Here is a 25721-nt window from a genome sequence, read left to right as displayed (position 1 = left end):
TTGGCGCTTAATCGAGAGTCTCGATAATGTGCGACATGTTGGTATAGATGCACAGCTCGGCGGCGATGGTCAGCGACTTCCTGACCACCTCGGCCGGCGACAAGTCCGTGTTTTCCTGCAGCGCCTTGGCGGCCGACTGGGCGTAGGTGCCGCCCGAGCCGATGGCGCCGATGCCGTCTTCCGGTTCCAGCACGTCGCCGTTGCCCGTGATGACCAGGGTCGACTCGCTGTCGGCCACCAGCAGCATCGCTTCCAGGCGGCGCAGCACGCGGTCGGTGCGCCAGTCCTTGGCCAGTTCCACGGAAGCGCGCAGCAGATTGCCCTGGTGTTTTTCCAGCTTGCCTTCAAAACGGTCGAGCAGGGTGAAGGCGTCGGCCGTGCCGCCGGCAAAGCCGACGAGAACCTTGCCCTGGTACAACTTACGCACCTTGCGGGCCGTGCCCTTCATGACGATATTGCCCAGCGTGACCTGGCCGTCGCCGCCCAGGGCCACTTGCTTGCCGCGCCGGACGCAGAGGATGGTGGTGCCGTGAAATTGTTCCATAGTGACCTCAAAAGATTCGTGCCTATGCGTGCAGCGTCATGCGCCTGCGCGCCCATGGCTCAAAAGTGGGGATGGAAAAGGCAATTGCAAGCGGCACTTGCCGCTGCCGCGCTCGCTTCAGTGTAGTCGGCGCGGGACGAAAAAAAAGCACGCAACGCAGGTTGTGTGCTTTTTTCGCCATCACGGGCCGCCGGGGCGGCCGCGCAAGGGAAGGGGCGATCAGTCGCCGTACAGCTTTTGCTTCAGTTCGCGCCGTTGCTGGGCTTCCAGCGACAGGGTGGCGGTCGGACGGGCGATCAGGCGCGGGATGCCGATAGGCTCGCCCGTTTCTTCGCACCAGCCATAGTCGCCGGCGTCGATGCTGGCGATCGATTGCTGCACTTTCTTCAGCAATTTGCGTTCGCGGTCGCGCGTGCGCAGTTCCAGCGCATGCTCTTCCTCGATGGTGGCGCGGTCGGCCGGGTCCGGCACGAGCACGGTTTCACGCAAGTGTTCCGTGGTTTCGCCGGCGTTTTTCAGCAAGTCTTTCTCGAGCTGCTGCAGGCGCGCCTTGAAGAATGCCAGTTGTGCCGGATTCATGTAGTCATCTTCGCTCATGGCGCGAATTTGGTCTTCGCTGATGAGAGGGATGTCTTGGTTGGCGGCCGGGGTCGATTTATTAGTTTTGGTCATAACTTCGCTTACCTTCGATACGACAGAGTTTTCAAATTGATCAGTTGATGCGGCGGTGCCGAGCAACTGTACAGGTTCCGCTTGGCATTGCTGTCCCGCTGTACTGCGTGCGACCTTGGCTTGCCGGCGGCGGCCAGGACTACCGGCCGGCTATTTTTGCCATGTTGATAACTTTTTACCGCTCTATGCCAGTCGCGCTCTGTGCGCGACAACGGGCGTGTTGGGTGGATCGCTTGCATGCCTGGCATGCGGCCAGCGGCAGTTTGCCAGCATTTCATGACAGGCTAACGACATGGGCCGTTTTCGTCGCTGATTTTGGCACGCTTTGCCTTATATTGCCATCCCGATTTGTTGACTAGCCGATCAGAGGCGGCCACTTGTTGGTTTATGTCAGCAAGATTGTCGTCGGATGGCGGGAAAGCGTGCTTTACTTTCCCTTTTGTTTCTGCTTTGCAACGGGTACTTTGCAAAACCCGGCTAGTTTATACCAAACATTGTTCGAGTCCGCGAATAAAAATGTCTTTTGGTAGATTTTTGCCAATAAATACCATTTTGCTGCCGCGTACCTCGTTTTCGCCCCATTTGGCGCCCAGGTCACTGCCCATCAGCTGGTGCACGCCCTGGAAGACCACCTTGCGCTCGGCGCCCTGCATCAGCAGCACGCCCTTGTAGCGCAGCATGCGCGGGCCATACACTTGCACCAGGCCGCCGAGGAATTCGTCGAGCTTGGCGCTGTCGAACGGCTGCGTACTCTTGAAAACAAAGGCGGCGATATCGTCGCTGTGCTGCGCATGGTGGTGGTCCGCATGGCCGCAGTCGGTGGCGCAGGCGTCGCTGTGCTCGTGTTTGTGGCCGTGCTCATGGCCATGTGCATGGTCGTGCGCCGTGTCGTGCACCGTGTCGTGATCATGTACGTGCGCCGTCTCCGTCGCCAGGAAATCCGGGTCCAGCTCCAGCTTTTCATTCAGGTTGAAGCCGCGGATGTCGAGCACCTCGGCCAGCGGCGCGCGGCCGAAATCGGCCCGGGCGATGGGCGCGCGCGGATTGATGCGCTTCAGGCGGCGCGTCAGGGCGGCCACGTCGTCATCACTGACGAGGTCAGTTTTTGACAGCAGCAGCTTGTCGGCAAAGCCCACTTGCCGCTGGGCTTCCTCGTATTCGTCAAGTTGCTTCATGGCATGGCGGGCGTCGACCACCGTGATGATGGCGTCGAGCATGTAGTGGCTGCCCACTTCCTCGTCGACAAAGAAGGTTTGCGCCACGGGGCCGGGATTGGCCAGGCCCGTCGTTTCGATGACGACGCGGTCAAACGCGATCAGGCCAGCGTCGCGCTTGCGCGCCAGTTCCGTCAGGCCCACGATCAGGTCGCCCCGCACGGTGCAGCAGATGCAGCCGTTGTTCATCTCGATGATGTGTTCGTTGCTATCCTGCACCAGGATTTCATTGTCGATGTTTTCCTGGCCAAACTCGTTTTCGATCACGGCGATGCGTATGCCATGGTCTTCCTGCAGTATGCGGTTGAGCAAGGTGGTTTTGCCCGCGCCGAGGAAACCGGTGAGGATGGTGGTGGGTATCATTGCCATGCGATGCCTATGCTGTAGTCGGTGGTGCCGCCGCGCAAGCGGACGAATCCGGACGATTATGCCGGAATTTCCCAAATGCTTGCAAATGTGCGCCGATTCGCTTGATTTGGATCAGGCCGTCTGGATTATCTGGCCTTGGCGCGCGGGTGGGCCTGGTCGTAGACGTGGGCCAGGTGCTGGAAGTCGAGGGCCGTGTAGACCTGGGTCGAGGTGATGCTGGAGTGGCCCAGCATTTCCTGCACGGCGCGCAGGTCGCCCGACGATTGCAGCACGTGCGAGGCAAACGAGTGGCGCAGCACGTGCGGATGCACGTTGGCGGGAATTTCCGTCGCCAGCGCGTGCGCCTTCAGGCGCAGCTGCAGCACGCGGGGCGAGATGCGCGTGCCGCGCGTGCTTAAAAACAAGGCAGCGCTGCCATCTTTTGCCGGCGGGCGCACGGCCAGCCAGGCGGTCAGGGCCACGAGAGCTGCCTTGCCGACGGGCACCTTGCGCATCTTGCTGCCCTTGCCCGTGACGACGACTTCGAAGCTGGCCATGTCGAGCCAGCCCAGCGAGGCGGGCTGGCCGCCTTCGGCCTTGCAGTAGTGGGTGTCCAGGCTGGTCAGTTCGGACACGCGCAAGCCGCTCGAATACAGCAGCTCGAACATGGCGCGGTTGCACAGCTGCTCCGGCTCGGCGCCGCCCTGCTGGTGTTGCGCGGGCGCCACGAGGCGCACGGCGTCGTCCACCGACAGGGCTTTCGGCAAGGTCTTGGCCCGCTTGGGCGCGCGGATGCCGTCGACGGGGTTGGCGTCGAGCGCCGTTTCGCCGCTGAGCCAGTTGAAGAAGCCGCGCCACGACGACAGCTTGCGCGCGATCGAGCGCGGGTCGAGGCCGCCGGCGTGCAGCTTGGCCGTGTAGCGGCGCACTTCATTGTGCGCCAGGGCCGTCCACGGCGTATTGCCGCTCAGTTCCAGCAGGGCGCGCAGGTCGCGCCCGTAGGCGTCCAGCGTATGCGGCGACAGCTTGCGCTGCGTGGCCAGCTGCGCCAGGTAGGCGTCGAGCCAATCGGCCTTGCCGCGCGCCGCATGCATGGCGGCCTCAGGCTGGCGAACCGGCGCGCAGCGCGGCCAGGGCGGCGCTGGCCGTGGCGCCGATATGCACGAGGAAGTCGGTGCCCATGCTGGAGGTGAAGCGTTCGCTGTCTGGCGAGCCGAGCACCAGCAAGCCGAAGGTGCCCGTGGTGCCCGGGGCGCGCAGGGCGATCATCACGGTCGATTCGATTTTATCCGCCTGCAACCAGTGCACGGCTTCGAAATCGCGGTTGCTGCCGCAGTACGGCGCTTGCAGGCTGTTGGCGAACATGCGCACGTCGGCCGTGACGTCTTCCGTGAACCAGCCGTTGGCGTGTTCCGGCAAGACTTGCCACAGGCGCAGACTGACGTAGGGCACGTCGAAATTGCTTTGCAGCGCATCGACCAGCACGCGCGGCATGGCGGCATCGTTGCGTACTTGCAGCATGGCCTGGTTCCAGCCGTGGAACTTGCTGGCGATGTCGCCATTTTCCTCGGCCAGGCGGCTCAGCTTGGACATGCGCAGCTCGAGCGCCTTGTATTTGTCGCGCATCACTTCCATCTGCCGCTCCTGCAGCGAGATGGTGCGTCCCGTCAGCGGGCTGCTCAGTTTGACCTCGCCGAGCAGAGCTGTATGCTCTTCGAAGAAATTCGGGTGCTCGCTCAGATACTGGGCGACGGTGCTGGAATCGAGTGTGGCGGTCATTGATAGTGTCAGAAGATAGAAGGATGAACACTTGATTCTAACCGAGAGTGCGCCGCAATATGGAGCAAAAGCGCGCGCCCATGAAAAAAGCGGCATGGTTGCCCATGCCGCCTTGCTCCGTCTGGCGCGTCACGTCACCCGTAGCGGGTGACGCGCGATGCCATTAGAAGTTGTGGTGTACGCCGATGCCGAAGTAGTTGATGCTTTTCGCAACGTTGTAGTTGATATTGTCGGCCACAGCGCCTTTTTTGTTCGAGATGTCTGCATATACGTAGGTGCGCTTCGACAGATTGTAGTCATAGCCCAGCGATGCTTGCTTGGTTTTGACGACGCCATCGGGCGTTTTCTGGCCATAGCCGGCGCGGATCTTGCCTGGGCCAACGTCGTAGTTGGCGCCCAGTACCCACGATTTGGTGCCGGTATTGATGATTTTGAAGTCATCATCCTTCTGGTGCTGGATCGACAGCATGACTTTCAGCTCAGGAATAGGATTGACCGAGGCGGCAACCGACCACAGCTTGGCTTGCAGGCCATTGCGCTCGTAGGCAGCCATGGCGGCAAAACCAGGCGAGGTGTACGTCGCGGAGATCGAGTATGGCGTCGATGTCGGCGCCACGTTGGCTGGCACGGCATAGTTGCCCGAAGCAAATGTTACCGAATTGCCCGGCGCACGTGCCGGGACGGCGCTGTTGTTATTGGCTTCCTTGGCAGCGACGGTGGCGTTGAGCTGGAAGCCATTGAACACTGGCGAGTTGTAGAACACGGCGTTCGAGAAGCGGTTACGCGAGTTGCCTGGCGCGCTCAGCGGATCGCTGGTGTAGCCGGCGACGGTCAGGTCGGTCTGGAAACCGGCTTGCGTAGGCATGCCCGACCATGGTTCGAACGAGGTGCTCACTTCCTGGTATGCGGTCAGACCACGGCCCAGACGCAGGGTACCGAAGTCGCCTTGCAGGCCGACGCGGCTTTGACCCTGGAAGAGTGGACGCGAGTTGTTGCCCGACGTGTTTTCAATGGTGCCCGTGTCGGATTCATAGCGAATTTCCAGTTGGAAAATAGCTTTCAAGCCATTGCCCAGATCTTCCGTGCCTTTGAAGCCCAGCTTGTTGTTGTCGCGTTTGCCGACGGAAGTGGTGCCTTCGGTGGCCTTGGTCAGACCTGCATCGATCGTGCCGTAGATTTGAACGGACGACTGCGCTTGTGCGGTTGCGGCGTAGGCGCCGAAGAGAGCGAGGGCAACGAGTGATTTTTTCATGTCTTATTCCCTATTAAAAGTAAGTTCCGTCCGAGATCCGAGCAGATTGAAATGCGCCAACTGCCGCGTTTCGATGAATGAACCTTAATTCGTCGGCACGCAAGACGTGTGGGATTGGTCAAATATGCGTGAAAAGATTGGTGAAAAGCGGCATAAGCGCATGCCCCTGTTGTATTTTTGTAACGCGCGATTTCTGCGGCCGGCACGCCAACGGCCACCGTCTTCCCTTGCTGGCGCATCGGCCGCAAGCGCATATTGGCGTAACGTCGCCATGGCATTGTTGCGTTGAATCAAGTTCTTGCGCCGGCTTTGGCGGAATTTGGACGCCGTGACGGTACACTAGGGGACGGCTTGCATCGACAGGCCTGAGACAGCTCACCATTATTAGAATCATTGACTCAATATCGAGAATCGATGGCAAATCGCGAAACATTAGGATTGATCAAGGGGGCGCGTGCGGGCGATGTGGCCTGCCAGCTGGCGCTGGGACGGCTGTACCTGTTCGGGCAGGGCGTGCCGCAGAGCTTGCCGACCGCCTTGCACTGGCTGGCACGCGCGGCCCAGGAAGACAGCCAGGAAGCTTGCATGCTGATCGGCACGCATGTGCCGTTCGAGGTGGCGCAACCGGCGGCCAAGGTGCTGATTCCGTACTACGCGCAGGCGTACGACGCGGGGCTGGCGCAGGCCGGTCTCGTGCTGGCGCAGCTGGTGCTGGGCGATGCGGCCAGCACCACGTGCGAAATCCTGCGGGCCAAGGCGCGCCTGGCCCTGGACGCGGCCATACGCGCCGGTTTGCCCGATGCGCAATGGCTGCTCTCCACGCATGATGGCGTGGCCGGAGACGCTGTAGCGGCCGTCAGGCATGCCGTGGCGCAGGGAAGCGAGGCCGATACCCTGGTGCATGCCGGGCTCGAGCGTGCATGGAATACGGGCGACCATGCGGCGTTCCTGGCGCAGGGCTTGCCGCTGGCGCGCGAACTGCTGCAGCGCCAGGCGGCGGCCGGCGCGCGCACCATCGCCCTCGATGCGCAGCAGGTGCTGTTGCTGTCGCGTTGCGCCCAGGCGCTGGCGCCCGGTGGCGACGCCGAGGGCTGGCAGTGTTGCGAACTGGCCGCGCATGGCGGCGACCGCACGGCACAGCTGGAGCTGGGACTCGGCTATGCGCGCATGGATGCGCATGGCCAGCGCCTGGCCACGCGCAATGGCGCGGCGAATTTCAAGCGGGCAGTGCGCTGGCTGACGCAGGCGGGCGAGCAGGGCCTGGCCGAAGCGTGGTTCGTGCTCTCGCGCATCTATACAAAACCGGAATTTTCCCAGCGCAATGTGGTCGAAGCCCATTGCTGCCTGGAGCGGGCGGCCGACCTGGGGCATGGCCCGGCCCAGCTCGAGTGCGGCATGTATGCGTGGCGTAACCGCCGTGATGGCGTCAACAGCGACGTGCGCGCCGCCTACTGGCTGCTGCAGGCGCAGGCGCAAGGCAGTGCTGAAGCGGAGGCGGCGCTGGCGCGCATTGCGCCGCGCGGCGAGCCGGGCGACTGGGGGCAGTGGGCCGCGCTGCAAGCCGGCTCGCCGCTGCGCCAGCTGGAGCAGAATCATCCCTTGCTGGCGGCGCGGCTGGAACTGGCGCGCTGGTTTCACCTGTCGCGCGCCGAGGCATTGCTGCTCGACATGCATGCGGCCGACCAGGGGCATTGTCTGTTGATCGATATCAGTGCCGCGCATGGCCGCGGCAAGCGGCGCCTGGCGCTGATCCGCACGGCGCAGGAGCGCCAGGTGCTCGACCAGGTGGTACGCCTGTTCGAGCGCGTCGATTGCGGCGTGGCGGGGCCGGAAGGCAATTACCGGCAGCGCTTGTACCGCCTGAAGTGCTACCTGGGCGAGCTGGGCGTCGCGCAGGAACAGCAGTTCCTGGCCGCCTGACCCATTCCTTACAGCTCGATCGTGCCTTCGAAGACGGTTACGGCCGGGCCCGTCATCAGGACGGGCTGGCCCGGGCCTTGCCAGGCGATCGACAGTTCGCCGCCGCGCGCACTGATGCGCACGGGGGAATCGAGCAAGCCGCGCATGATGCCGGCCACGGCGGCGGCGCAGGCGCCCGTGCCGCAAGCGAGGGTTTCGCCCGCGCCCCGTTCAAACACGCGCAGTTTCACGTGCTGGCGGTTGACGATCTGCATGTAGCCGGCGTTGACGCGGCGGGGAAAGCGCTGGTGGTGCTCGATCAGCGGCCCCGACGCTTCCAGGTCTTGCGCGTCGACATCGTCGACCACCTGCACGGCATGCGGATTGCCCATCGAGACGACGGACACCAGCACCGGGCCTGCATGACCGGGCAGCGCCAGGTCCAGCGGCCATAAGGTGTCATTTCCCTGCGCCACGCCATCGAGGCCGCTTGCATCGAACGGCACCAGCGCGGGTTCGAGCACGGGCGCGCCCATGTCGACCGTGATGCTGCCATCAATTTCCAGGCGCGGTGCGATGATGCCGGCCATGGTTTCCACGCGGATGCTGCTCTTGCTTGACAAGCCTTTTTCGCTGACGAACTTGACGAAGGCGCGCGCGCCGTTGCCGCACTGTTCCACTTCGCCGCCGTCGTTGTTATAGATGCGGTAGCGGAAGTCGCAGCCGGGCAGGCGTGGTTTTTCCACCACGAGAATCTGGTCGGCGCCGATGCCGAAACGGCGGTCGGCCAGGCGCTGCCACTGGGCCGGCGTGAAATCGACATCCTGATTGATGGCGTCGATGACGATGAAATCGTTGCCCGCGCCATGCATTTTGGTAAATTGGAGTTTCATGTTCCGCCGTATCACTTGTGCTGGTTATAGAACGACGCTTCGCCTTCCGGACGCGTCTTGAAGCGTTTATGGGTCCAGAAATACTCGGCCGGCGCTTCGCGCACGCGCTCTTCGATGAATTCGTTCATGCGGCGCGTGGCGGCCGTGATGTCGTCGCCCGGATAGTCATCCCAGGCCGGATAGTAGGTCACTTGCCAGCCCTGGTAATTGGGTAAAAAAGTGGCGATGACGGGTATCACCTGCGCCTTGGCGGCCAGCGCCAGGCGCGCCGTGGCCGTCAGGGTGGCGGCCGGCACGCCGAAGAAGGGCACGAATTCCGCATCCTTCTCGCCGAAATCCATGTCCGGCAGCATGAAATACGGCAAGCCGTCGCGCAGGGCGCGCAGAATCGTCTTGATGCCGTCCTGGCGCGTAAACAGCTTGGGCGGCTTGAAGCGCGAGCGGCCGTTGCGCAAGGCCTGGTCGAAGGCGGCGTTCTTTTGCTGCACGTACATCGAGGAAGCGGAAATTTCCATGGCCGTGGCGGCGCCGGCCACGTCGAGGCAGACGAAGTGCGGGCACAGCAAAATGGTGGGCTTGGCCGCGATCTGCTGGCCCGGGAAGGCGGGCACTTTCCTGATCAGGCGGTTCAGGCGTTCTTCCGATGACCACCACAGGATGCTGCGCTCCCACACGCTGCGCGAATAGGCCTGGAAATGCTGGCGCGCCAGGGCCACGCGTTGCTGTTCCGTCAATTCCGGCATGCACAGGCGCAGATTCGTCAGGGCGATCCTGCGCCGCGTGGGCATGGCAATGAACAGCACGCTGCCGACGGCCACGCCGAAGCGGCCGAGGATGGGCAAGGGCAGCCAGTGCAGCAGCCACATGAAGGCGATCAGCAGTCTCATGCCTGCTCCCCGGCGGGCTCGGGCGTGGCGGGCGTGGGCGGCGGCGCGCCGCGCGGCACCTTGTAGCGATTGTAGCTCCACAGGTATTGCGCCGGGCTGCGCGCGATCAATTGTTCCATGGCCGCGTTGATGGTGCGCGCCTGTTCGGCCGAGGTGCTGTCGAGGGACGCGGTGAACGGCACGAAATGCACGACATAGCCGCGTCCGCCCGGCAGGCGTTCCGCGTAGGTGATGATGACTTCGGCGCCGCCCATCTGCGCCAGCTTGGCCGGCAGGGTCATGGTGTAGGCGGGACGGCCGAAGAAATCGGCCCACACGCCTTCGCCCTCCTGCGGCACCTGGTCCGGCAGCAGGCCGATCGGCTGACCTTTTTTCAGGCATTTGGCGAAGATGCGCACGCCCGACATATTGGCCGGCGCCAGCATCAGGTTTTCGCGCGCGCGCGCGCCTTCGATCAGCGGTTTCAGGGCGGCGCGCTTGGGCGGACGGTACATGACGGTGAGCGGCGTGCGCAGCGCGATCTGCTGGGCGACGATTTCAAAGCAGCCCAGGTGGGGTGTCAGGAAGACAATGCCACGGCCATGCTGCAGCGCCTTTTCCACCAGTTCCCAGTTTTCCACCGTCGCATGGCGCGCCACGCGCTCGGCCGGCGCGCACCAGATGAAGGGCAGTTCCAGCACGCTCTTGCCCGCTTCGGCCACCGCCGTGTGCAAGTGTTGCGAAAACCCCGCACCCTGCATGTTCTCGCGCATGCGGCGGCGGTAGGACGGGGAAATGGCGTAAATCACCCAGCCGAGCGCAGCGCCCAGGCCATGCAGGACGGGCAAGGGAAAGATGGATAAGAAGCGGAAAATAGGGACTAACATGTATAAGCTGGTTCCAGGAATGGCGTGTTGCCGTGCCAAAATTTTTTAAGAAGCGTAAAATACCACGTATGCAGTACCCGCTGAGTTAATAGACAACTTGCGAAGCGGAATATAAATATCGCTAAAGCGTCGCAGGCAAAATCCTCTTTACTGCGACAGAACATTCACATAGTAATCAGGAGCTTGCAATGTCAAACGACTATCTCTTCACTTCCGAGTCCGTCTCGGAAGGCCATCCCGACAAGGTTGCCGATCAAATTTCCGACGCCATCCTTGACGCTATCCTGACCCAGGATCCAGCCGCCCGCGTGGCTGCCGAAACCCTGTGCAACACGGGTCTGGTGGTACTGGCCGGCGAGATTACCACGCACGCCAATGTGGATTATATTCAAGTTGCGCGCGAAACCATCAAACGCATCGGCTACGACAACACGGAATACGGCATCGACTACAAGGGTTGCGCCGTGCTGGTGGCCTACGACAAGCAGTCGCCGGACATCGCGCAAGGCGTCGATGAAGGCGCGGGCATTGACCTGGATCAAGGCGCTGGCGACCAGGGCCTGATGTTTGGCTACGCCTGCGATGAAACGGCCGAGCTGATGCCTGCCGCCATCCACTACGCGCACCGCCTGGTCGAGCGCCAGTCGCAACTGCGCAAGGATGGCCGTCTGCCATGGCTGCGTCCGGACGCGAAATCGCAAGTGACCCTGCGCTACGTCGACGGCCGCCCCGTCGGCGTGCACACGGTCGTGCTGTCGACCCAGCACGCGCCGGAAATCTCGCACAAGCAGATCGAAGAAGCCGTCATTGAAGAAATCATCAAGCCTATCCTGCCGCGCGAATGGCTGACGGAGACCAAATTCCTCGTCAACCCGACGGGCCGTTTCGTCATCGGCGGTCCGCAAGGCGATTGCGGCTTGACCGGGCGCAAGATCATCGTCGACACCTACGGTGGCGCGGCCCCGCACGGCGGCGGCGCGTTCTCGGGCAAGGACCCGTCGAAAGTCGACCGTTCGGCAGCCTACGCGGCCCGTTACGTGGCGAAAAACATCGTCGCCGCAGGCCTGGCGCGTCAATGCCAGGTGCAGGTCAGCTACGCCATCGGCGTGGCCAAGCCGATCAACATCACCGTCTACACGGAAGGCACGGGCGTGATTCCCGATACGGAAATCGCCAAGCTGGTGCTGGCGCACTTTGACCTGCGTCCGAAGGGCATCGTGCAAATGCTGGACCTGCTGCGCCCGATCTACCAGAAGAGCGCCGCCTACGGCCATTTCGGCCGCGAAGAGCCGGAATTCACGTGGGAGCGCACGGACAAGGTCGCCCTGCTGCGCGACGCTGCCGGCCTGAAGTAATCTAAGTAACCCCCCAATAAATTATTGTGATCTCTGACTTCCATAACCGGCGCTCTGCGTCGCAGCGGGCGCCTTGCATAGCATCGGCTTCTGTTCTTCATAATTTCACAATAATTTCCTGAGGATTACTTAGTCAGACTTGCAAGAAAAGCGCCCCGGCCGCCAGGCTGCGGGCGCTTTTTTTATATGTTGTTAGTTGGCAATGCATGCCGAACAGGCTGGCGCGCGCGGCTTGACAATGTTAAAATCCCGTGTCCGAGGAGCGTTGCGACGAAGAAATTCGCCAGGCTCGGAATATCCTGCAACCGCGCTCACGTACCTTTTTCAACTGAAAGGAGGGCGTGATGAACGCCGTACTCAAATCGCAACACGACTACACCATCGCCGATATCACTCTGGCCGCATGGGGCGACAAAGAAATCAAGATTGCTGAAACGGAAATGCCTGGCCTGATGGCCATCCGCGAGGAATTCGCGGCAGCGCAGCCATTGAAGGGCGCGCGCATCACCGGTTCCATCCACATGACCATCCAGACCGCCGTGCTGATCCAGACCCTGGAAGCACTGGGCGCGCAAGTGCGTTGGGCATCGTGCAACATTTACTCCACGCAAGATCACGCCGCCGCCGCCATCGCTGCCGCCGGCACGCCCGTGTTCGCCGTCAAGGGCGAGTCGCTCGACGACTACTGGGAATACACGCACCGCATCTTCGAATGGCCGGATGCGGACGGCAAGGCTGTCTACTCGAACATGATCCTCGACGATGGCGGCGACGCCACCCTGCTGCTGCACCTGGGCGTGCGCGCGGAAACCGACCTGTCGGTGCTGGCCAACCCCGGTTCGGAAGAAGAAATCTGCCTGTTCAACTCGATCAAGAAGCACCTGCTGGTTGACCCGACCTGGTACTCGAAGCGTTTGCCGGAAATCCTCGGCGTGACGGAAGAAACGACGACCGGCGTGCACCGTTTGTACCAGATGCACAAGGAAGGCAAGCTGGCTTTCCCTGCGATCAACGTCAACGATTCCGTCACGAAATCGAAATTCGACAACCTGTATGGCTGCCGCGAATCCCTGGTCGATGGCATCAAGCGCGCCACCGACGTGATGATCGCCGGCAAAGTGGCCGTCATCGCCGGTTACGGTGACGTCGGCAAGGGTTCGGCGCAAGCCATGCGCGCCCTGTCGGCGCAAGTGTGGGTGACGGAGGTCGACCCGATCTGCGCACTGCAGGCGGCGATGGAAGGCTACCGCGTGGTCACCATGGATTACGCGTGCGAACACGGCGACATCTTCGTTACCTGCACCGGCAACTATCACATCCTGACGCACGACCACCTGACGCGCATGAAAGACCAGGCCATCGTCTGCAACATTGGTCACTTTGATAATGAAATCGACGTTGCTTCGTTGAAACAATACGAGTGGGAAAACATCAAGCCGCAAGTCGACCACATCATCTTCCCGTCGGGCCGCCGCATCATCCTGCTGGCCGAAGGCCGTTTGGTCAACCTCGGCTGCGGCACGGGCCACCCGTCGTACGTGATGAGCTCGTCGTTCGCCAACCAGACGATCGCGCAGATCGAGCTGTACGCGAACACGGCCAACTACCCGGTCGGCGTGTACACCCTGCCGAAACACCTGGATGAAAAAGTCGCGCGTTTGCAACTCAAAAAGTTGAATGCGCAGCTGACGGAACTGACGCAAGAGCAAGCCGACTACATCGGCGTGCGTCAAGAAGGCCCTTATAAGCCAGAGCACTACCGTTATTAATCGCTTGCTTGCCTCGGGAACCTACTGCGCTTCTCGGCCACGCCGCGCATCCGCTCGCTACGGTTCCTGAGGCAACAAGACTGATCGGTGTATCGTTAGAGACAGCCGTTACTGTGCTGTCTCAATATCTTTTTTGACAGGCTAGAGAAATGCGCTTGCTACTGATTTGGTTTATCAATGCGGCAGCCCTGTTTGCCGTCCCCTATCTGATGCATTCGGTGACGATGAGCAGCGGCTGGACCGCGCTGCTGGCCGCTGCCGTGCTGGGGCTGGTCAATGCACTGATCCGTCCTTTGCTGATCCTGCTGACCCTGCCCGTGACGTTTCTGTCGCTGGGCCTGTTCATTTTGATCATCAATGGCTTCCTGTTCTGGCTGGTGGCGCAGGTGATAGCTGGTTTCCATGTCGCCAGTTTCTGGTCTGCCGTCGGTGGTGCCATTCTGTACAGCATCATTTCCTGGGCCTTGTCGACCTTACTTTTGAGTAATGACGATGGAAAAGCATAATTTCAGTATTGAGTTTTTCCCGCCGAAAACCCCGGAAGGGGCGGAAAAGCTGCGCGTCACGCGCGCCAAGTTGTCCGAATTGCATCCGAAGTATTTCTCGGTGACGTTCGGCGCGGGCGGCACCACGCAGCAGGGCACGCTGGACACTGTGCGCGAGATCCTGGCGGCCGGCGAAGAAGCCGCACCGCACCTGTCTTGCGTGGGCGGCACGCGCGAATCGATCCGCGCCGTGCTGGGCGAGTTCAAGGCGGCCGGCGTGAGCCGCATCGTGGCCTTGCGCGGCGATTTGCCGAGCGGCTACGGCGCCTCGGGCGAGTTCCGCTACGCCAACGAGCTGGTGGAATTCATCCGCGCCGAGACGGGCGACCATTTTCATATCGAAGTGGCCGCCTATCCGGAAGTGCATCCGCAAGCCCGTTCGCCGCAGGACGACCTGAATGCGTTCGCGCGCAAGGTGCAGGCCGGCGCCGATGCGGCCATCACCCAGTACTTCTACAATGCCGACGCGTATTTCCAGTTTGTCGAGCAGACGCAGAAGCTGGGCATCAATGTGCCCATCGTGGCCGGCATCATGCCGATCACGAATTACACGCAGCTGATGCGCTTTTCGGACATGTGCGGCGCGGAAATTCCACGCTGGGTGCGTTTGAAACTGGCCAGCTTCGGCGACGACAGCGCGTCCATCAAGGCGTTTGGCCTGGACGTGGTGACGGGCCTGTGCGAACGCCTGCTGGAAGGCGGCGCGCCAGGCTTGCATTTTTATAGCATGAACCAGGCGGCCGCCACGACGGCCTTGTGGCAGCGCCTGGTGAAGTAGTACCTCGGGCTTACAGCGCCTAATAGTAAAGATCGCCCTCGGTCACGATGTAATCGAGGGCGATGTCGTATTGGCCGTTCGGAAAACTTGCCGCTAGGCAGGCATAGGCGATACCGACGGTGCGCGGACGGGGCGTTTGGGCCAGCGTGCGGTCATAATAGCCGCCGCCATAACCGAGGCGAAAGCGTTCCTGGTTAAAACCCAGGCAGGGCACGAGCAGGGCCGCGGGCGCCGGGTGCAGGCGCAACCGGGCCGGCACGGCCACGCCCATGCCATCCTTGACCATGGCTTCGCCAGGCGTCCAGCCGGAAAATGCCAGCGGCGCGTGCTTTTCCAGCACCACCGGCAAGCTTAATTGCACGCCGCGCGCGGCCAGCTGCGCATATGCCTCGTGCAAGTCGGGCTCGCCGTGCAGCGGCCAGTACACGCCCAGTTCCTTGACGTTTTCCTGCGCGCACCAGTCGAGCAGGCGCTGCGCGATGGCCGCATCCCATCCTGCGCGCGTGGCGTCGGGCAGGGCACGGCGTGCCGCCAGCAAGGCTTTGCGCAAGCCGGCTTTTTCCTGTGGCGCAATGGGTGGCCGTGCAGCCGGGTCGCATGTTATTCTAGGGTCGCTATTCATATCACCATCAAGATTGAGAGTCGTACATTGATTTCCCCACTGAAATGGATTGCCGGCTCGATGCTGTGTGCCGCATCGGCCTTGTCTCCCCTGGCCGCCCTGGCCCAGGTGGCCGCCACCGTCTCCCCCGCTGCCGCGCTGGCGTCCGATACGCGCAGCGAGGATGATGCCTTCCTGCTGCTGCGCGACGCCGCGCGCAAGGATGACGCCGAAAAAGCCGACTTTTATGCGGCGCGGCTGACGAATTACCAGATTCCATCGTATGTCGACTATTATCGGCTGAAACCGCGCATCAAACTGCTGACCGAGGCGCAATTTCGCGATTACCTGAACCGCTACAAGGGCAGCGCCATCGCCGACCGCTTCCGCAATGACTGGCTGCTGGAACTGGGCCGCAAGCGCGACTGGGCAGTGTTCGATGAGCAATACCCGCAATTTGCCCTCGACGATGATACCCAGCTCAAGTGCTACGCGCTGATGTCGCGCGCCGCCAAGGGCCAGAACGTGGCGGCCGAGGCGCGCAATCTGCTCGTCGCGCCGCCCGGTTATGGCGAAGCGTGCGGCAGCCTGATCGCCGTATTGGCGCAAAACGGCCAGTTTGACACGAATGAGCTGTGGGCGCAGATCCGCCTGGCGGGCCAGACCAACGCCACGGGTCCGGCGCGCCGCATCGCGCTGCTGCTGGGCGCGTCCGACGCGAAGATGGCGCAAGCGATCGACTTGCCCGCGCTGATGCTGGCCAAGGGGCCGGGCCCCAGCCGCGCCGACCATGAAATGTACCTGGTGGCCATCGGCCGCATGGCGAAAAGCACATTAAAACTGGGCGTGGTGGCGCTGCAAAAGGCGAGTGCGCAGCTGACGGCGCAGGAACAGGCCATCGGCTGGTCCAACCTGGCCTTGCAGGCGTCGTACTCGCTGGCACCGGAAGCCTTCGAATATTGGCAAAAATCCAATGGCGCGCCATTGACCCTGGAGCAGATGCAGTGGAAAACGCGCATTGCCTTGCGCGAAGGCAACTGGCCCATGGTGAAGTCGTCCATCCAGGCCATGCCGGCCTCGCTGCGCACGGACCCCACCTGGGTCTACTGGCTGGCGCGCGCGCAGCAGGCGGAAACGCCGGGCCGCCCGAATGCACAGGCCGATGCCCTGTACCGCACGATTGCCGACCAGTCGAATTTCTACGGCTTGCTGGCCAACGAAGAGCTGGGCAACCACCTGGTGCTGCCGCCGCCGGGCCAGCCCGTCACGCCGGCGGAAATTGCCGCCATGGCCGCCAATCCGGGGCTGCAGCGGGCCTTGAAATTCTTCAATATGCGCTTGCGCTTCGAAGGCACGCGCGAGTGGAACTGGGAATTGCGCTCGATGACGGATCGACAACATCTGGCGGCCGCGGAATTTGCGCGCCAGAACAATGTGCTCGACCGCATGGTCAACACTTCGGACCGCACGCGCCTGGAAGTGGACTATACGCAACGCTATCCGACGCCGCACGACGACGTCATGCATCCGGCCACGCAAACCCTGGGCCTCGATAAAGCCTGGGTGTATGGCCTGATCCGCCAGGAATCGCGCTTCATCATGGATGCGCAATCGCACGTGGGCGCCTCCGGTTTGATGCAGGTCATGCCGTCGACGGCCCGTTATGTCGCCAAGAAGATCGGTTTGACTGATTTCGTCACGGAAACCTTGAGCGATGTGCGCACGAATGTCTTGCTGGGCACGAATTACCTGAACATGGTGCTAGGCGGCCTCGACGGTTCGCAAGTGCTGGCCAGCGCCGCCTACAACGCGGGGCCGGGGCGCCTGCGCATCTGGCGCGCCACCATGACGCGGCCGCTGGAAGGCGCCGTCTTCGCCGAAACGATCCCGTACACGGAAACGCGCGGCTACGTGAAAAACGTGATGGCCAACGCCACGTATTACGCGGCCCTGTTCGAGAAAAGCCCGCAGTCGCTGAAGGCGCGCCTGGGTACCGTGGGACCGAAAAACAGCGCTGTCGCGGCCGATTTGCCTTGAACCTTACCTGGATTAGCTGATTATGCAAACGACCATCCTTGATCCCAGCCTGACGCAAGCCCTGGCCGCCGCGCGCGAGCCAGGTTTGACCCTGATCATCGGCAACAAGAATTACTCGTCGTGGTCGATGCGCCCGTGGGTGGCCATGACGGCCTTCGGCATTCCGTTCCAGGAAGTGCGCGTGCTGCTCGACCAGCAGGACACGGCGACGAAAATCGCCGCCTATTCGGCCTGCGGCCGGGTGCCCGTGCTGCTGGCGGGCGAGATGACGATCTGGGACAGCCTGGCCATCTGCGAATACCTGGCCGAGCAGTTTCCTGACAAACACCTGTGGCCGCAGGATGTGGCCGCGCGCGCCATGGCGCGTTGTGTCTGTGCGGAAATGCATTCGGGCTTTACCGGCTTGCGCACGGACATGTCGATGAATATCAAGGCGAAGTTGCCGGGACGGGGCCGCACGGCCGCCGCGCAGGCCGACATCGGCCGCATCAGCGAAATCTGGGAAGAGTGTTTATCCCGCTTTGGCCACCACCAGTTCCTGTTTGGCGAGTTTTCCATCGCCGATGCGTATTTCGCCCCCGTCGTCATGCGTTTCCGCACGTATGGCGTGTCGCTGGCGCCGGCGCTGAACGCCTACTGCGAGCGCGTGCAGGCGCACCCGGCCATAGCCCGCTGGATCACGGAAGCGCTGGCGGAGACGGAAACGGCGCCCAAGCACGACGCGGAACTGCCTGATTAAGAAAAGAGTGTTATGAAGATATACACGGTCGGTGGCGCGGTGCGCGACCAACTGCTGGGCTTGCCCGTGAAAGACCACGACCACGTCGTCGTCGGCGCCACGCCCGAAGACATGCTGCGCCAGGGCTTCCGCCCCGTCGGCAAGGATTTCCCCGTCTTCCTGCACCCGCAGACGCAGGAAGAATACGCGCTGGCACGCACGGAACGCAAGACGGCCCCCGGCTACCGGGGCTTTGTCTTCCATACGGCGCCCGACGTCACGCTGGAAGACGACCTGGTGCGGCGCGATCTGACCATCAACGCCATCGCCCGGGCCGAGGATGGGACGTTGACCGACCCGTTCGGCGGCGTTGAGGATATTCGTAACAAGATCTTCCGCCACGTCTCCGACGCATTCGGCGAAGACCCCGTGCGCATCTTGCGCCTGGCCCGCTTTGCCGCCCGCTACGACGCTTTCACTATTGCACCGGCCACTCTGGCCCTGATGCGCCGGATGGTGCTTGATGGCGAAGTCGATGCCCTGGTGGCCGAGCGCGTGTGGCAGGAAGTGGCCAAGGGCTTGATGGAACGCCGCCCGTCGCGCATGCTGACGGTGCTGCACGAATGCGGCGCGCTGGCGCGCATCATGGGAGAAATCCAGCTCAGCGAGCGCTTGCTGCAGGTGATCGACCATGCGGCCGCGCAGGGCCTGGACTTGCCCGTGCGCTTTGCCGTCCTGACGTTGCATATGAGTAAAGATTCCATCGAGCAATTGAGCGAGCGCTTGCGCGTGCCCAACGAATGCCGCGAACTGGCCGTCATGGCGGCGCGCGAGCTGGACCATATCAACGGCGCGCTGGCCTTGCACGCCGAAGCCGTGGTGAGCTTGTGCGAGCGCTGCGACGGCTTGCGCAAGCCGCAGCGCTTTGCGCAGATGCTGCAGGCCGCGGCCTGTGACGCTCAGGTCACCGGCGACTTTCCCCAGGCGGCGCGGCTGCAGGGCGGACTGGACGCGGCGCGCGGCGTGAATGCGGGTGCGCTGGCGCAAGGCTGTACGGAGCCGAAACGCATCCCGCAAGTCATCCATGCGGCGCGGGTGGCGGCCGTGGCGGCCTTTCTGGACCAGGCTTGAATGGCGGGAATAGGCTACAATACCGGCGGATGCTGCACTGCACAATTCCGGCCTGACGTGCCGCAGCACCGCCTCCAGGAGTCGACGTGACCTTACCCAAGCTATTTCAAAACCCGTTTCGCCGCTGGCTCAGCCGTAGCGGCGGCGGGCGCCCGACCGTGCTCGTCAAGCAATTGCATGAGCGCGACCGGCGCCGCATGATGAAGCATTTCCTGGCGCTCGAGAAAAGCGACCGCCTGCTGCGCTTCGGCAGCGCCTTGCCCGATGAACTCGTCGCGCAGTACGTGCAAAAGATGGATTTCTCGCGCGACATGATTTACGGCGTCTACAACAGCCTGTTCAAGCTGGTGGGCGTGGGCCATCTGGCGTTCGCGCCGAAGGACCAGTCGCCGGCAAAAAGCGTGGTGACGGACAAGGAGCAGGTGGCGGAATTTGGCGTGTCGGTGTCGAAATCCATGCGCGGCATGGGCGTCGGCTCGAAACTGTTCGAGCGAGCGGCGATTCACTGCCGCAACAACGACGTTGATACTCTGTACATGCATTGTTTGTCGTCGAACAAGACGATGATGCATATCGCCAAGAAGGCGGGCATGGAAATCCAGCGCGATTACGGCGAAGCCGATGCGTATTTAAAACTATTGCCGCCGAACCCGACCAGCATGCTGCAGGAAGCCGTGCAGGAGCAGTTCGCCATGTTCGACTACACGTTCAAGGCGAACGCGCGCGCCGCCAGCAAACTGTTCGAACGCTTGCCGGGGCGCAAGAAGTCCGCGCCGCCGCCATCCCCGCCGCCGGCCGACTGATTACAGCAGGGGCAGGGCCGTCGTATCCTTGATGCGCTGCAAGGCGAAGCTCGATTTCACGTCCAGCACGGCCGGGTGGCGCAGCAGGGTGGCCATCATGAAGCGTGAGAAATGTTCCATGTCTTCCACGTGCACGCGCAGCAGATAATCCATCTCGCCCGTCATCGCATAGCACGCCACCACTTCCGGCCAATGCGCCACGGCCACGGCGAAGTCGGCGCGCGGCGAGGTATTCGTCACCAGATTCGGCGCCAGCACGCGCGCCGTGCTGTGCGCCGTGGCGTCGCTGTGCTTTTCCAGCCGCACGTTGACGTAGGCCAGCAGGCCCAGGCCGATCTTTTCCGGGTCCAGCAGGGCCACGTACTGGCGGATCACGCCCGCTTCTTCCAGCCGTTTGACGCGGCGCAAGCATGGCGACGGCGACAGGCTGACCTGTTCGGCCACGTCCTGATTCGACAGGCGGCCATCGGCCTGCAGGACGGCGAGGATCTTGCGATCCGTTTTATCCAGCGTAATTTTGCTCATGCTTCCTCCGGTGGTTCTTGTTTCACGCAATATTATTGCGCAAATCATGATTGTTCGGGAGATCTTTGGCATTTAATGCCCGTGACCCACGCCTATACTGTGCGCTACTTCTTGGAGGAGACATCATGCAATTTCAGCCTTGGGATAACCCGATGGGTACCGATGGTTTCGAGTTCGTCGAGTATGCAGCACCAGACCCAAAAGCATTGGGCAAGCTGTTCGAGAACATGGGATTCACGGCCATCGCGCGCCACCGCCACAAGGATGTCACCCTGTACCGTCAGGGCGACATCAATTTCATCATCAATGCCGAACAAGATTCGTTCGCGCAGCGTTTTGCCCGCCATCACGGCCCGTCCGTGTGCGCCATCGCCATCCGCGTCGACGACGCGGCCTTCGTCTACCGCCGCGCGCTGGAACTGGGCGCCTGGGGTTTCGATAACAAAACCGGCCCGATGGAGCTGAATATCCCCGCCATCAAGGGCGTGGGCGATTCCCTGCTGTATTTCGTCGACCGCTGGCGCGGCAAGGGCGCCGACAAGGAAGGCGCCGCCGCGCCGGGCGGCATCGGCGACATCAGCATCTATGACGTCGACTTCGTCGCTATTCCGGGCGCCGTCGCCAACCCCGTCGGCCATGGCCTGACCTACATCGACCATTTGACGCACAATGTGCACCGTGGCCGCATGAAGGAATGGGCGACGTTCTATGAAAGCCTGTTCAACTTCCGCGAAGTGCGCTATTTCGACATCGAAGGCAAGCTGACGGGCCTCAAATCGAAGGCCATGACTTCGCCGTGCGGCAAGATCCGCATCCCGATCAACGAATCGTCGGACGACAAGTCGCAGATCGCCGAATACCTGGACCAATACCATGGCGAAGGCATCCAGCACATCGCCCTGGGCACGGACAATATCTATGCGTCCGTGCAAGGCATGCGCGATACGGGTATCGATTTCCAGGATACGATTGAAACTTACTATGAGCTGGTCAACCGCCGCCTGCCGAACCATGGCGAGCAGCTGGAAGAACTGCGCCGCCTGCGCATCCTGATCGACGGCCACAGCACGGAAAACGAACGCGAACTGCTGCTGCAGATCTTCACGCAGACGGTGATTGGCCCGATCTTCTTCGAGATCATCCAGCGCAAGGGCGACCAGGGTTTCGGCGAAGGCAATTTCCGCGCGCTGTTCGAGTCGATCGAGCTGGACCAGATCAAGCGCGGCGTGCTGAAGGATACGAACGCGGCGTAAGCCGAAGTACCGGGGTCAGACGGGGGCGCCGAGCCCCGACGGGTCTGAGCCCGGCACTCTGCTGGTTTGACCAAAAGTAACAAAAAAGCAGCAGCACGGGAGTGCAGCGCAGCAAAGAACTGCGCGCCTTCCTGTGGTAGTCTACGACAAACAAGTCATTTTTCCGCACCGGCATGCTCACAAAGCGCGGCCGGTACGTGTGAGTTCAACCGACTTTGCACGCGTAGCACAGAGAATAATGGAGACAAGTAATGAATGCACCAATCAAGGGCTCGAGTCTTGAGCCGGGCGCGCACGCGTCCGAAATTTCCCTGAACGACAAATACACGCTCGAGCGTGGCCGCGCCTTCATGACGGGCACGCAGGCGCTGATCCGCCTGCCCATGTTGCAGCGCGAGCGCGATTTGAAGGCTGGCCTGAACACGGCCGGCTACATCACCGGCTACCGCGGTTCGCCTGTGACGTCCGTCGACATGACGGCGATCAAGGCCAAGAAATACCTCGATGAACACCACGTCAAATTCCACCCTGGCCTGAACGAAGACCTGGCCGCCACGGCCGTCTGGGGCACGCAGCAAACGAATCTGTTCGAAGACGCGAAGTACGACGGCGTGTTCGGCATGTGGTACGGCAAGGGCCCCGGCGTCGACCGCTGCGGCGACGTCTTCAAGCACGCCAATAACGCCGGTTCCGCCAAGCACGGCGGCGTGCTGGTGCTGGCCGGCGACGACCACGCGGCCAAATCGTCGTCCACGGCGCACCAGTCCGACCATATCCTGAACGCCTGCGGCATCCCCGTGCTGTACCCGTCGTCGGTGCAGGAATACATCGACTACGGCTTGCACGCCTGGGCCATGAGCCGCTACACGGGCTTGTGGGTGTCGATGAAATGCGTGACCGACATCATCGAGTCGGGCGCCGCCGTCGATTTCGACCCGGACCGCGTGCAGATCACCCTGCCGACGGACTTCGAGATGCCGGCCGGCGGCTTGAACATCCGCTGGCCCGACACGGTGCTGGAACAAGAAGTCCGCATGAACAGCTACAAATGGTATGCGGCACTGGCGTATGCGCGCGCCAACAAGCTCAATAAAATCATCTGGGACAGCCCGAAGGCGCGCATCGGCATCATCACGGCCGGCAAATCCTACCTGGACACGCGCCAGGCGCTGGCCGATCTCGGCATCGACGAGCAGACGGCGTCCGACATCGGCATCCGCCTGTACAAGATCGGCATGACCTGGCCGCTGGAAGCGGACGGCGTGCATGAATTTGCCAAGGGCCTCGACGAAATCCTCGTGGTGGAAGAAAAGCGGCAAATCCTCGAATACGCGCTGAAGGAAGAGCTGTACAACCTGAAGGATGGCGAGCGTCCGCGCGTGGTCGGCAAGTTCGACGACACGGGCGAGTGGAGCAACCAGAAGGGGACCGGACACGGCGACTGGCTGCTGCCGGCCACGTATGAACTGAACCCGGCGATGATCGCCCGGGCCATTGCCAGCCGCATCTCGCGCTATTACGCGGGCCACCCCGTCGAGCAGCGCGTGAAGGAGCGCATCGCCTACCTGGAAGCGAAGGAAAACGTCCTCAAGGCCATCAGCGTGAAACCCGATCCGCAAAAGGACCGCACGCCGTTCTTCTGCTCGGGCTGCCCGCACAATACCTCGACCAAGGTGCCGGAAGGCTCGCGCGCGCTGGCCGGCATCGGCTGCCACTACATGGTCCTGTGGATGGACCGCGAAACGTCGACCTTTACCCACATGGGCGCCGAAGGCGTCACCTGGGTGGGGCAGGCGCCGTTCACGAATGAAAAGCACGTGTTTACCAACCTCGGCGACGGCACGTATTTCCACTCGGGCATCCTGGCCATCCGCGCCGCCGTCTCGGCCAAGGTGAATATCACCTACAAGATTCTGTTCAACGACGCGGTGGCCATGACGGGCGGCCAGGAATTCGACGGGCCATTATCTCCGGCCATCATTTCGCGCCAGATCGCCGCCGAAGGCGTCGGTCCCATCATCGTCGTCACCGACGAACCGGAAAAGTATCCGGACGATTACGCCTGGGCCGAAGGCGTCACCGTGCGCCACCGTTCGGAACTGATGGACGTGCAGCGCGAACTGCGCGACATGCCCGGCGTGTCGGCCATGATCTACGACCAGACCTGCGCCTCGGAAAAACGCCGCCGCCGGAAACGCAATGAATATCCGGACCCGGCCAAGCGGGCCGTCATCAACGAAGCCGTCTGCGAAGGCTGCGGCGACTGCTCCGTGCAATCGAACTGCCTGTCGGTGGAACCGCTGGAAACGGAACTGGGGCGCAAGCGCCAGATCAACCAGTCGTCCTGCAACAAGGATTTTTCGTGCACGACGGGTTTCTGCCCCAGTTTCGTGACGGTGGAAGGCGGCGGCCTGAAAAAGCCGAAAAAAGCTGCCAGCGCCGACAAGGACGCGCCGGCCGTGCCGGCCTTGCCGACGCCAGCCATTCCATCGACGGCCGAGCCGTTCGGCATCCTGGTGACCGGCATCGGCGGCACGGGCGTCGTCACCGTCGGCCAGATCCTGGCCATGGCGGCGCACGTGGAAGGCAAGGGTTGTTCCGTGCTGGACATGAGCGGCCTGGCGCAGAAGGGCGGCCCCGTGATGTCGCACGTGCGCCTGGCGGACCGCCAGGAAGATATCCACTCGACGCGCGTCGGCACCGGTGCGGCTGACCTGGTGATCGGCTGCGATTTGATCGTCACGGCCAGCCGCGACGCCCTGTCGCGCATGGGAGAGGGGCGCAGCTGGGCCATGATCAACTCGACCAGCTCGTCGACGGCCGCCTTCGTGAAGAACCCGGACTGGCAATTCCCCGGCGCTTCGGCGCGCATGGAAATCGAAAAGGCCTGTGGCAGCGACCACGTCGACTTCATCGACGCGGGCCAGATCGCCACGGCGCTGATGGGCGACTCGATTGCCACGAACATGTTCATGCTCGGTTACGCCTGGCAAAAGGGCAAAGTGCCCTTGAGCGAAGCGTCCATCATGAAGGCCATCGACCTGAACAACGTCTCGGTGGCGTTCAACAAGGCCGCCTTCAACTGGGGCCGCGCCGGCGCCCACGACACGGCCAGCCTGGTGCGCATGACGACGCCAGCCAAGGTGGTGGAGTTCAAGCGCATCGACACGCTCGACGACATCATCGAAAAAAGAGTGGCCCTGCTGACGGCTTACCAGGACCGCGCGTACGCGCAGCAGTACCTGGACTTCGTCGGCCAGGTGCGCGCCGCCGAAAGCGCCCTGAACGGCCCGCACCTGCGCCTGACGGAGGCCGTGGCCCGCTACTTCTACAAGCTGATGGCCTACAAGGACGAGTACGAAGTGGCGCGCCTGTACACGGACGGCGCCTTCCAGGCGAAGATCGCCGCCATGTTCGAAGGCGACATCAAGCTCAAGTTCCACCTGGCGCCGCCGATCATGGCGAAAACGGATGCCCAGGGCCACCTGATCAAGAAGGAATATGGCCCGTGGATGCTCAAGGCATTTGGCGTATTGGCCAAAATGAAAGGCTTGCGCGGCACGGCATTCGACGTGTTCGGCCATACGGCCGAGCGCAAGATGGAGCGCGCGCTGATTCTTGAGTACCGCGCGACGGTGGCCGGCCTGCTGCCGAAGCTGACGACGGCCAAGCTGGCGCAAGCCGTGGCGATCGCCAGCATTCCGGAAGACATCCGCGGCTATGGCCACGTGAAGGAGCGTCATTTGAAGGCGGCCAAAGAGAAGGAAGCAAGTCTGCTGGTCGCCTTCAATGCGCCGGCGCCGTTGCCGCCCGTCGTGGCGGCACCCGTGGCGGCCACCGTGTGATGGGGTG

Annotated in this window: 22 protein-coding genes and 1 riboswitch; of the genes, 11 read left to right on the top strand and 11 right to left on the bottom strand. The window is 62.4% G+C overall.

Going from position 1 to position 25721, the window contains the following annotated elements; genetic code table 11:
• Positions 1 to 7: 7 nt before the first annotated feature.
• The 6 genes from hslV to AC07VI_RS24570 all read right to left on the bottom strand — a co-directional run bounded on the left by hslV (position 8) and on the right by AC07VI_RS24570 (position 5809).
• On the bottom strand, positions 8 to 544 hold the full coding sequence (gene hslV / locus AC07VI_RS24595; protein ID WP_076565072.1) for an ATP-dependent protease subunit HslV: 537 nt from the start codon (positions 542 to 544) through the stop codon (positions 8 to 10).
• 219 nt (positions 545 to 763) lie between these two features.
• Positions 764 to 1216 carry an RNA polymerase-binding protein DksA gene (gene dksA / locus AC07VI_RS24590; protein WP_034753066.1) on the bottom strand — a complete coding sequence of 151 codons (453 nt, stop codon included), beginning with the start codon at positions 1214 to 1216 and terminating at the stop codon, positions 764 to 766.
• Between the two features lie 482 nt (positions 1217 to 1698).
• The gene (locus AC07VI_RS24585) at positions 1699 to 2799 is read right to left on the bottom strand and encodes a CobW family GTP-binding protein (RefSeq protein ID WP_492992203.1); all 1101 of its coding nucleotides are present in this window, start codon (positions 2797 to 2799) and stop codon (positions 1699 to 1701) included.
• 125 nt (positions 2800 to 2924) lie between these two features.
• Positions 2925 to 3872 carry a tyrosine recombinase XerC gene (locus tag AC07VI_RS24580; protein WP_099374883.1) on the bottom strand — a complete coding sequence of 316 codons (948 nt, stop codon included), beginning with the start codon at positions 3870 to 3872 and terminating at the stop codon, positions 2925 to 2927.
• 7 nt (positions 3873 to 3879) lie between these two features.
• The gene (locus AC07VI_RS24575) at positions 3880 to 4557 is read right to left on the bottom strand and encodes a DUF484 family protein (protein WP_086147058.1); all 678 of its coding nucleotides are present in this window, start codon (positions 4555 to 4557) and stop codon (positions 3880 to 3882) included.
• A gap of 163 nt (positions 4558 to 4720) precedes the next feature.
• Positions 4721 to 5809, bottom strand: coding sequence for a porin (locus AC07VI_RS24570; protein ID WP_086147059.1), 1089 nt, complete (start codon positions 5807 to 5809; stop codon positions 4721 to 4723).
• A gap of 414 nt (positions 5810 to 6223) precedes the next feature.
• Here AC07VI_RS24570 and AC07VI_RS24565 point away from each other — a divergent pair, with 414 nt between their 5' ends.
• On the top strand, positions 6224 to 7729 hold the full coding sequence (locus tag AC07VI_RS24565) for an SEL1-like repeat protein (RefSeq protein ID WP_086147060.1): 1506 nt from the start codon (positions 6224 to 6226) through the stop codon (positions 7727 to 7729).
• Positions 7730 to 7737: 8 nt separating this feature from the next.
• Here AC07VI_RS24565 and dapF read toward each other — a convergent pair whose 3' ends face one another.
• From dapF to AC07VI_RS24550, 3 genes are read right to left on the bottom strand one after another with little or no spacing between them, the layout of a single operon-like run.
• Entirely contained in the window at positions 7738 to 8601 is an 864-nt protein-coding gene (gene dapF, locus AC07VI_RS24560; protein WP_492992207.1) for a diaminopimelate epimerase, read from the bottom strand.
• An 11-nt stretch (positions 8602 to 8612) separates the two neighbouring features.
• Positions 8613 to 9488: an LpxL/LpxP family acyltransferase gene (locus AC07VI_RS24555; protein ID WP_086147062.1), complete on the bottom strand. Its 876-nt coding sequence runs from the start codon at positions 9486 to 9488 to the stop codon at positions 8613 to 8615.
• Positions 9485 to 10354, bottom strand: a complete 870-nt coding sequence (locus AC07VI_RS24550; protein WP_086147063.1) for a lysophospholipid acyltransferase family protein — start codon at positions 10352 to 10354, stop codon at positions 9485 to 9487. The genes AC07VI_RS24555 and AC07VI_RS24550 overlap by 4 nt, the downstream gene beginning before the upstream one ends.
• A 188-nt stretch (positions 10355 to 10542) precedes the next feature.
• On the opposite strand from AC07VI_RS24550, the gene metK reads away from it, so the two are divergent.
• From metK to metF, 4 genes are all read left to right on the top strand, one after another.
• Positions 10543 to 11709 carry a methionine adenosyltransferase gene (gene metK / locus AC07VI_RS24545; RefSeq protein WP_076565088.1) on the top strand — a complete coding sequence of 389 codons (1167 nt, stop codon included), beginning with the start codon at positions 10543 to 10545 and terminating at the stop codon, positions 11707 to 11709.
• A 251-nt stretch (positions 11710 to 11960) separates the two neighbouring features.
• Positions 11961 to 12029, top strand: a riboswitch (S-adenosyl-L-homocysteine riboswitch).
• Between the two features lie 24 nt (positions 12030 to 12053).
• Positions 12054 to 13478: an adenosylhomocysteinase gene (gene ahcY / locus AC07VI_RS24540; RefSeq protein ID WP_086147064.1), complete on the top strand. Its 1425-nt coding sequence runs from the start codon at positions 12054 to 12056 to the stop codon at positions 13476 to 13478.
• A 149-nt stretch (positions 13479 to 13627) separates the two neighbouring features.
• Positions 13628 to 13984 (top strand): phage holin family protein, encoded by a 357-nt coding sequence (locus tag AC07VI_RS24535; protein ID WP_086147065.1) that lies wholly within the window; start codon positions 13628 to 13630, stop codon positions 13982 to 13984.
• Positions 13971 to 14801, top strand: a complete 831-nt coding sequence (gene metF, locus AC07VI_RS24530; protein WP_086147066.1) for a methylenetetrahydrofolate reductase [NAD(P)H] — start codon at positions 13971 to 13973, stop codon at positions 14799 to 14801. The genes AC07VI_RS24535 and metF overlap by 14 nt, the downstream gene beginning before the upstream one ends.
• A gap of 19 nt (positions 14802 to 14820) precedes the next feature.
• Here metF and AC07VI_RS24525 read toward each other — a convergent pair whose 3' ends face one another.
• Positions 14821 to 15423 carry a 5-formyltetrahydrofolate cyclo-ligase gene (locus AC07VI_RS24525; RefSeq protein WP_172404822.1) on the bottom strand — a complete coding sequence of 201 codons (603 nt, stop codon included), beginning with the start codon at positions 15421 to 15423 and terminating at the stop codon, positions 14821 to 14823.
• A gap of 27 nt (positions 15424 to 15450) precedes the next feature.
• On the opposite strand from AC07VI_RS24525, the gene AC07VI_RS24520 reads away from it, so the two are divergent.
• The 4 genes from AC07VI_RS24520 (at position 15451) to AC07VI_RS24505 (ending at position 20091) form a co-directional block, all read left to right on the top strand.
• Positions 15451 to 17439 (top strand): lytic transglycosylase domain-containing protein, encoded by a 1989-nt coding sequence (locus AC07VI_RS24520; protein ID WP_099374885.1) that lies wholly within the window; start codon positions 15451 to 15453, stop codon positions 17437 to 17439.
• 22 nt (positions 17440 to 17461) lie between these two features.
• On the top strand, positions 17462 to 18178 hold the full coding sequence (locus tag AC07VI_RS24515; protein WP_086147069.1) for a glutathione S-transferase family protein: 717 nt from the start codon (positions 17462 to 17464) through the stop codon (positions 18176 to 18178).
• Between the two features lie 12 nt (positions 18179 to 18190).
• Positions 18191 to 19288, top strand: coding sequence for a tRNA nucleotidyltransferase/poly(A) polymerase-related protein (locus AC07VI_RS24510; protein WP_086147070.1), 1098 nt, complete (start codon positions 18191 to 18193; stop codon positions 19286 to 19288).
• Between the two features lie 86 nt (positions 19289 to 19374).
• Entirely contained in the window at positions 19375 to 20091 is a 717-nt protein-coding gene (locus AC07VI_RS24505) for a GNAT family N-acetyltransferase (protein WP_086147071.1), read from the top strand.
• On the opposite strand, the gene AC07VI_RS24500 is transcribed toward AC07VI_RS24505, so the two are convergent.
• Positions 20092 to 20616 (bottom strand): Lrp/AsnC family transcriptional regulator, encoded by a 525-nt coding sequence (locus AC07VI_RS24500; RefSeq protein WP_070220829.1) that lies wholly within the window; start codon positions 20614 to 20616, stop codon positions 20092 to 20094.
• A gap of 125 nt (positions 20617 to 20741) precedes the next feature.
• Here AC07VI_RS24500 and hppD point away from each other — a divergent pair, with 125 nt between their 5' ends.
• The gene (gene hppD, locus AC07VI_RS24495; protein ID WP_077398749.1) at positions 20742 to 21869 is read left to right on the top strand and encodes a 4-hydroxyphenylpyruvate dioxygenase; all 1128 of its coding nucleotides are present in this window, start codon (positions 20742 to 20744) and stop codon (positions 21867 to 21869) included.
• Between the two features lie 251 nt (positions 21870 to 22120).
• Positions 22121 to 25714 carry an indolepyruvate ferredoxin oxidoreductase family protein gene (locus tag AC07VI_RS24490; protein ID WP_086147072.1) on the top strand — a complete coding sequence of 1198 codons (3594 nt, stop codon included), beginning with the start codon at positions 22121 to 22123 and terminating at the stop codon, positions 25712 to 25714.
• Positions 25715 to 25721 lie beyond the last annotated feature (7 nt).

The organism is Janthinobacterium sp. GW821-FHT03A03, assembly GCF_059421435.1.
This window is presented reverse-complemented; position numbering and strand designations above follow the sequence as displayed.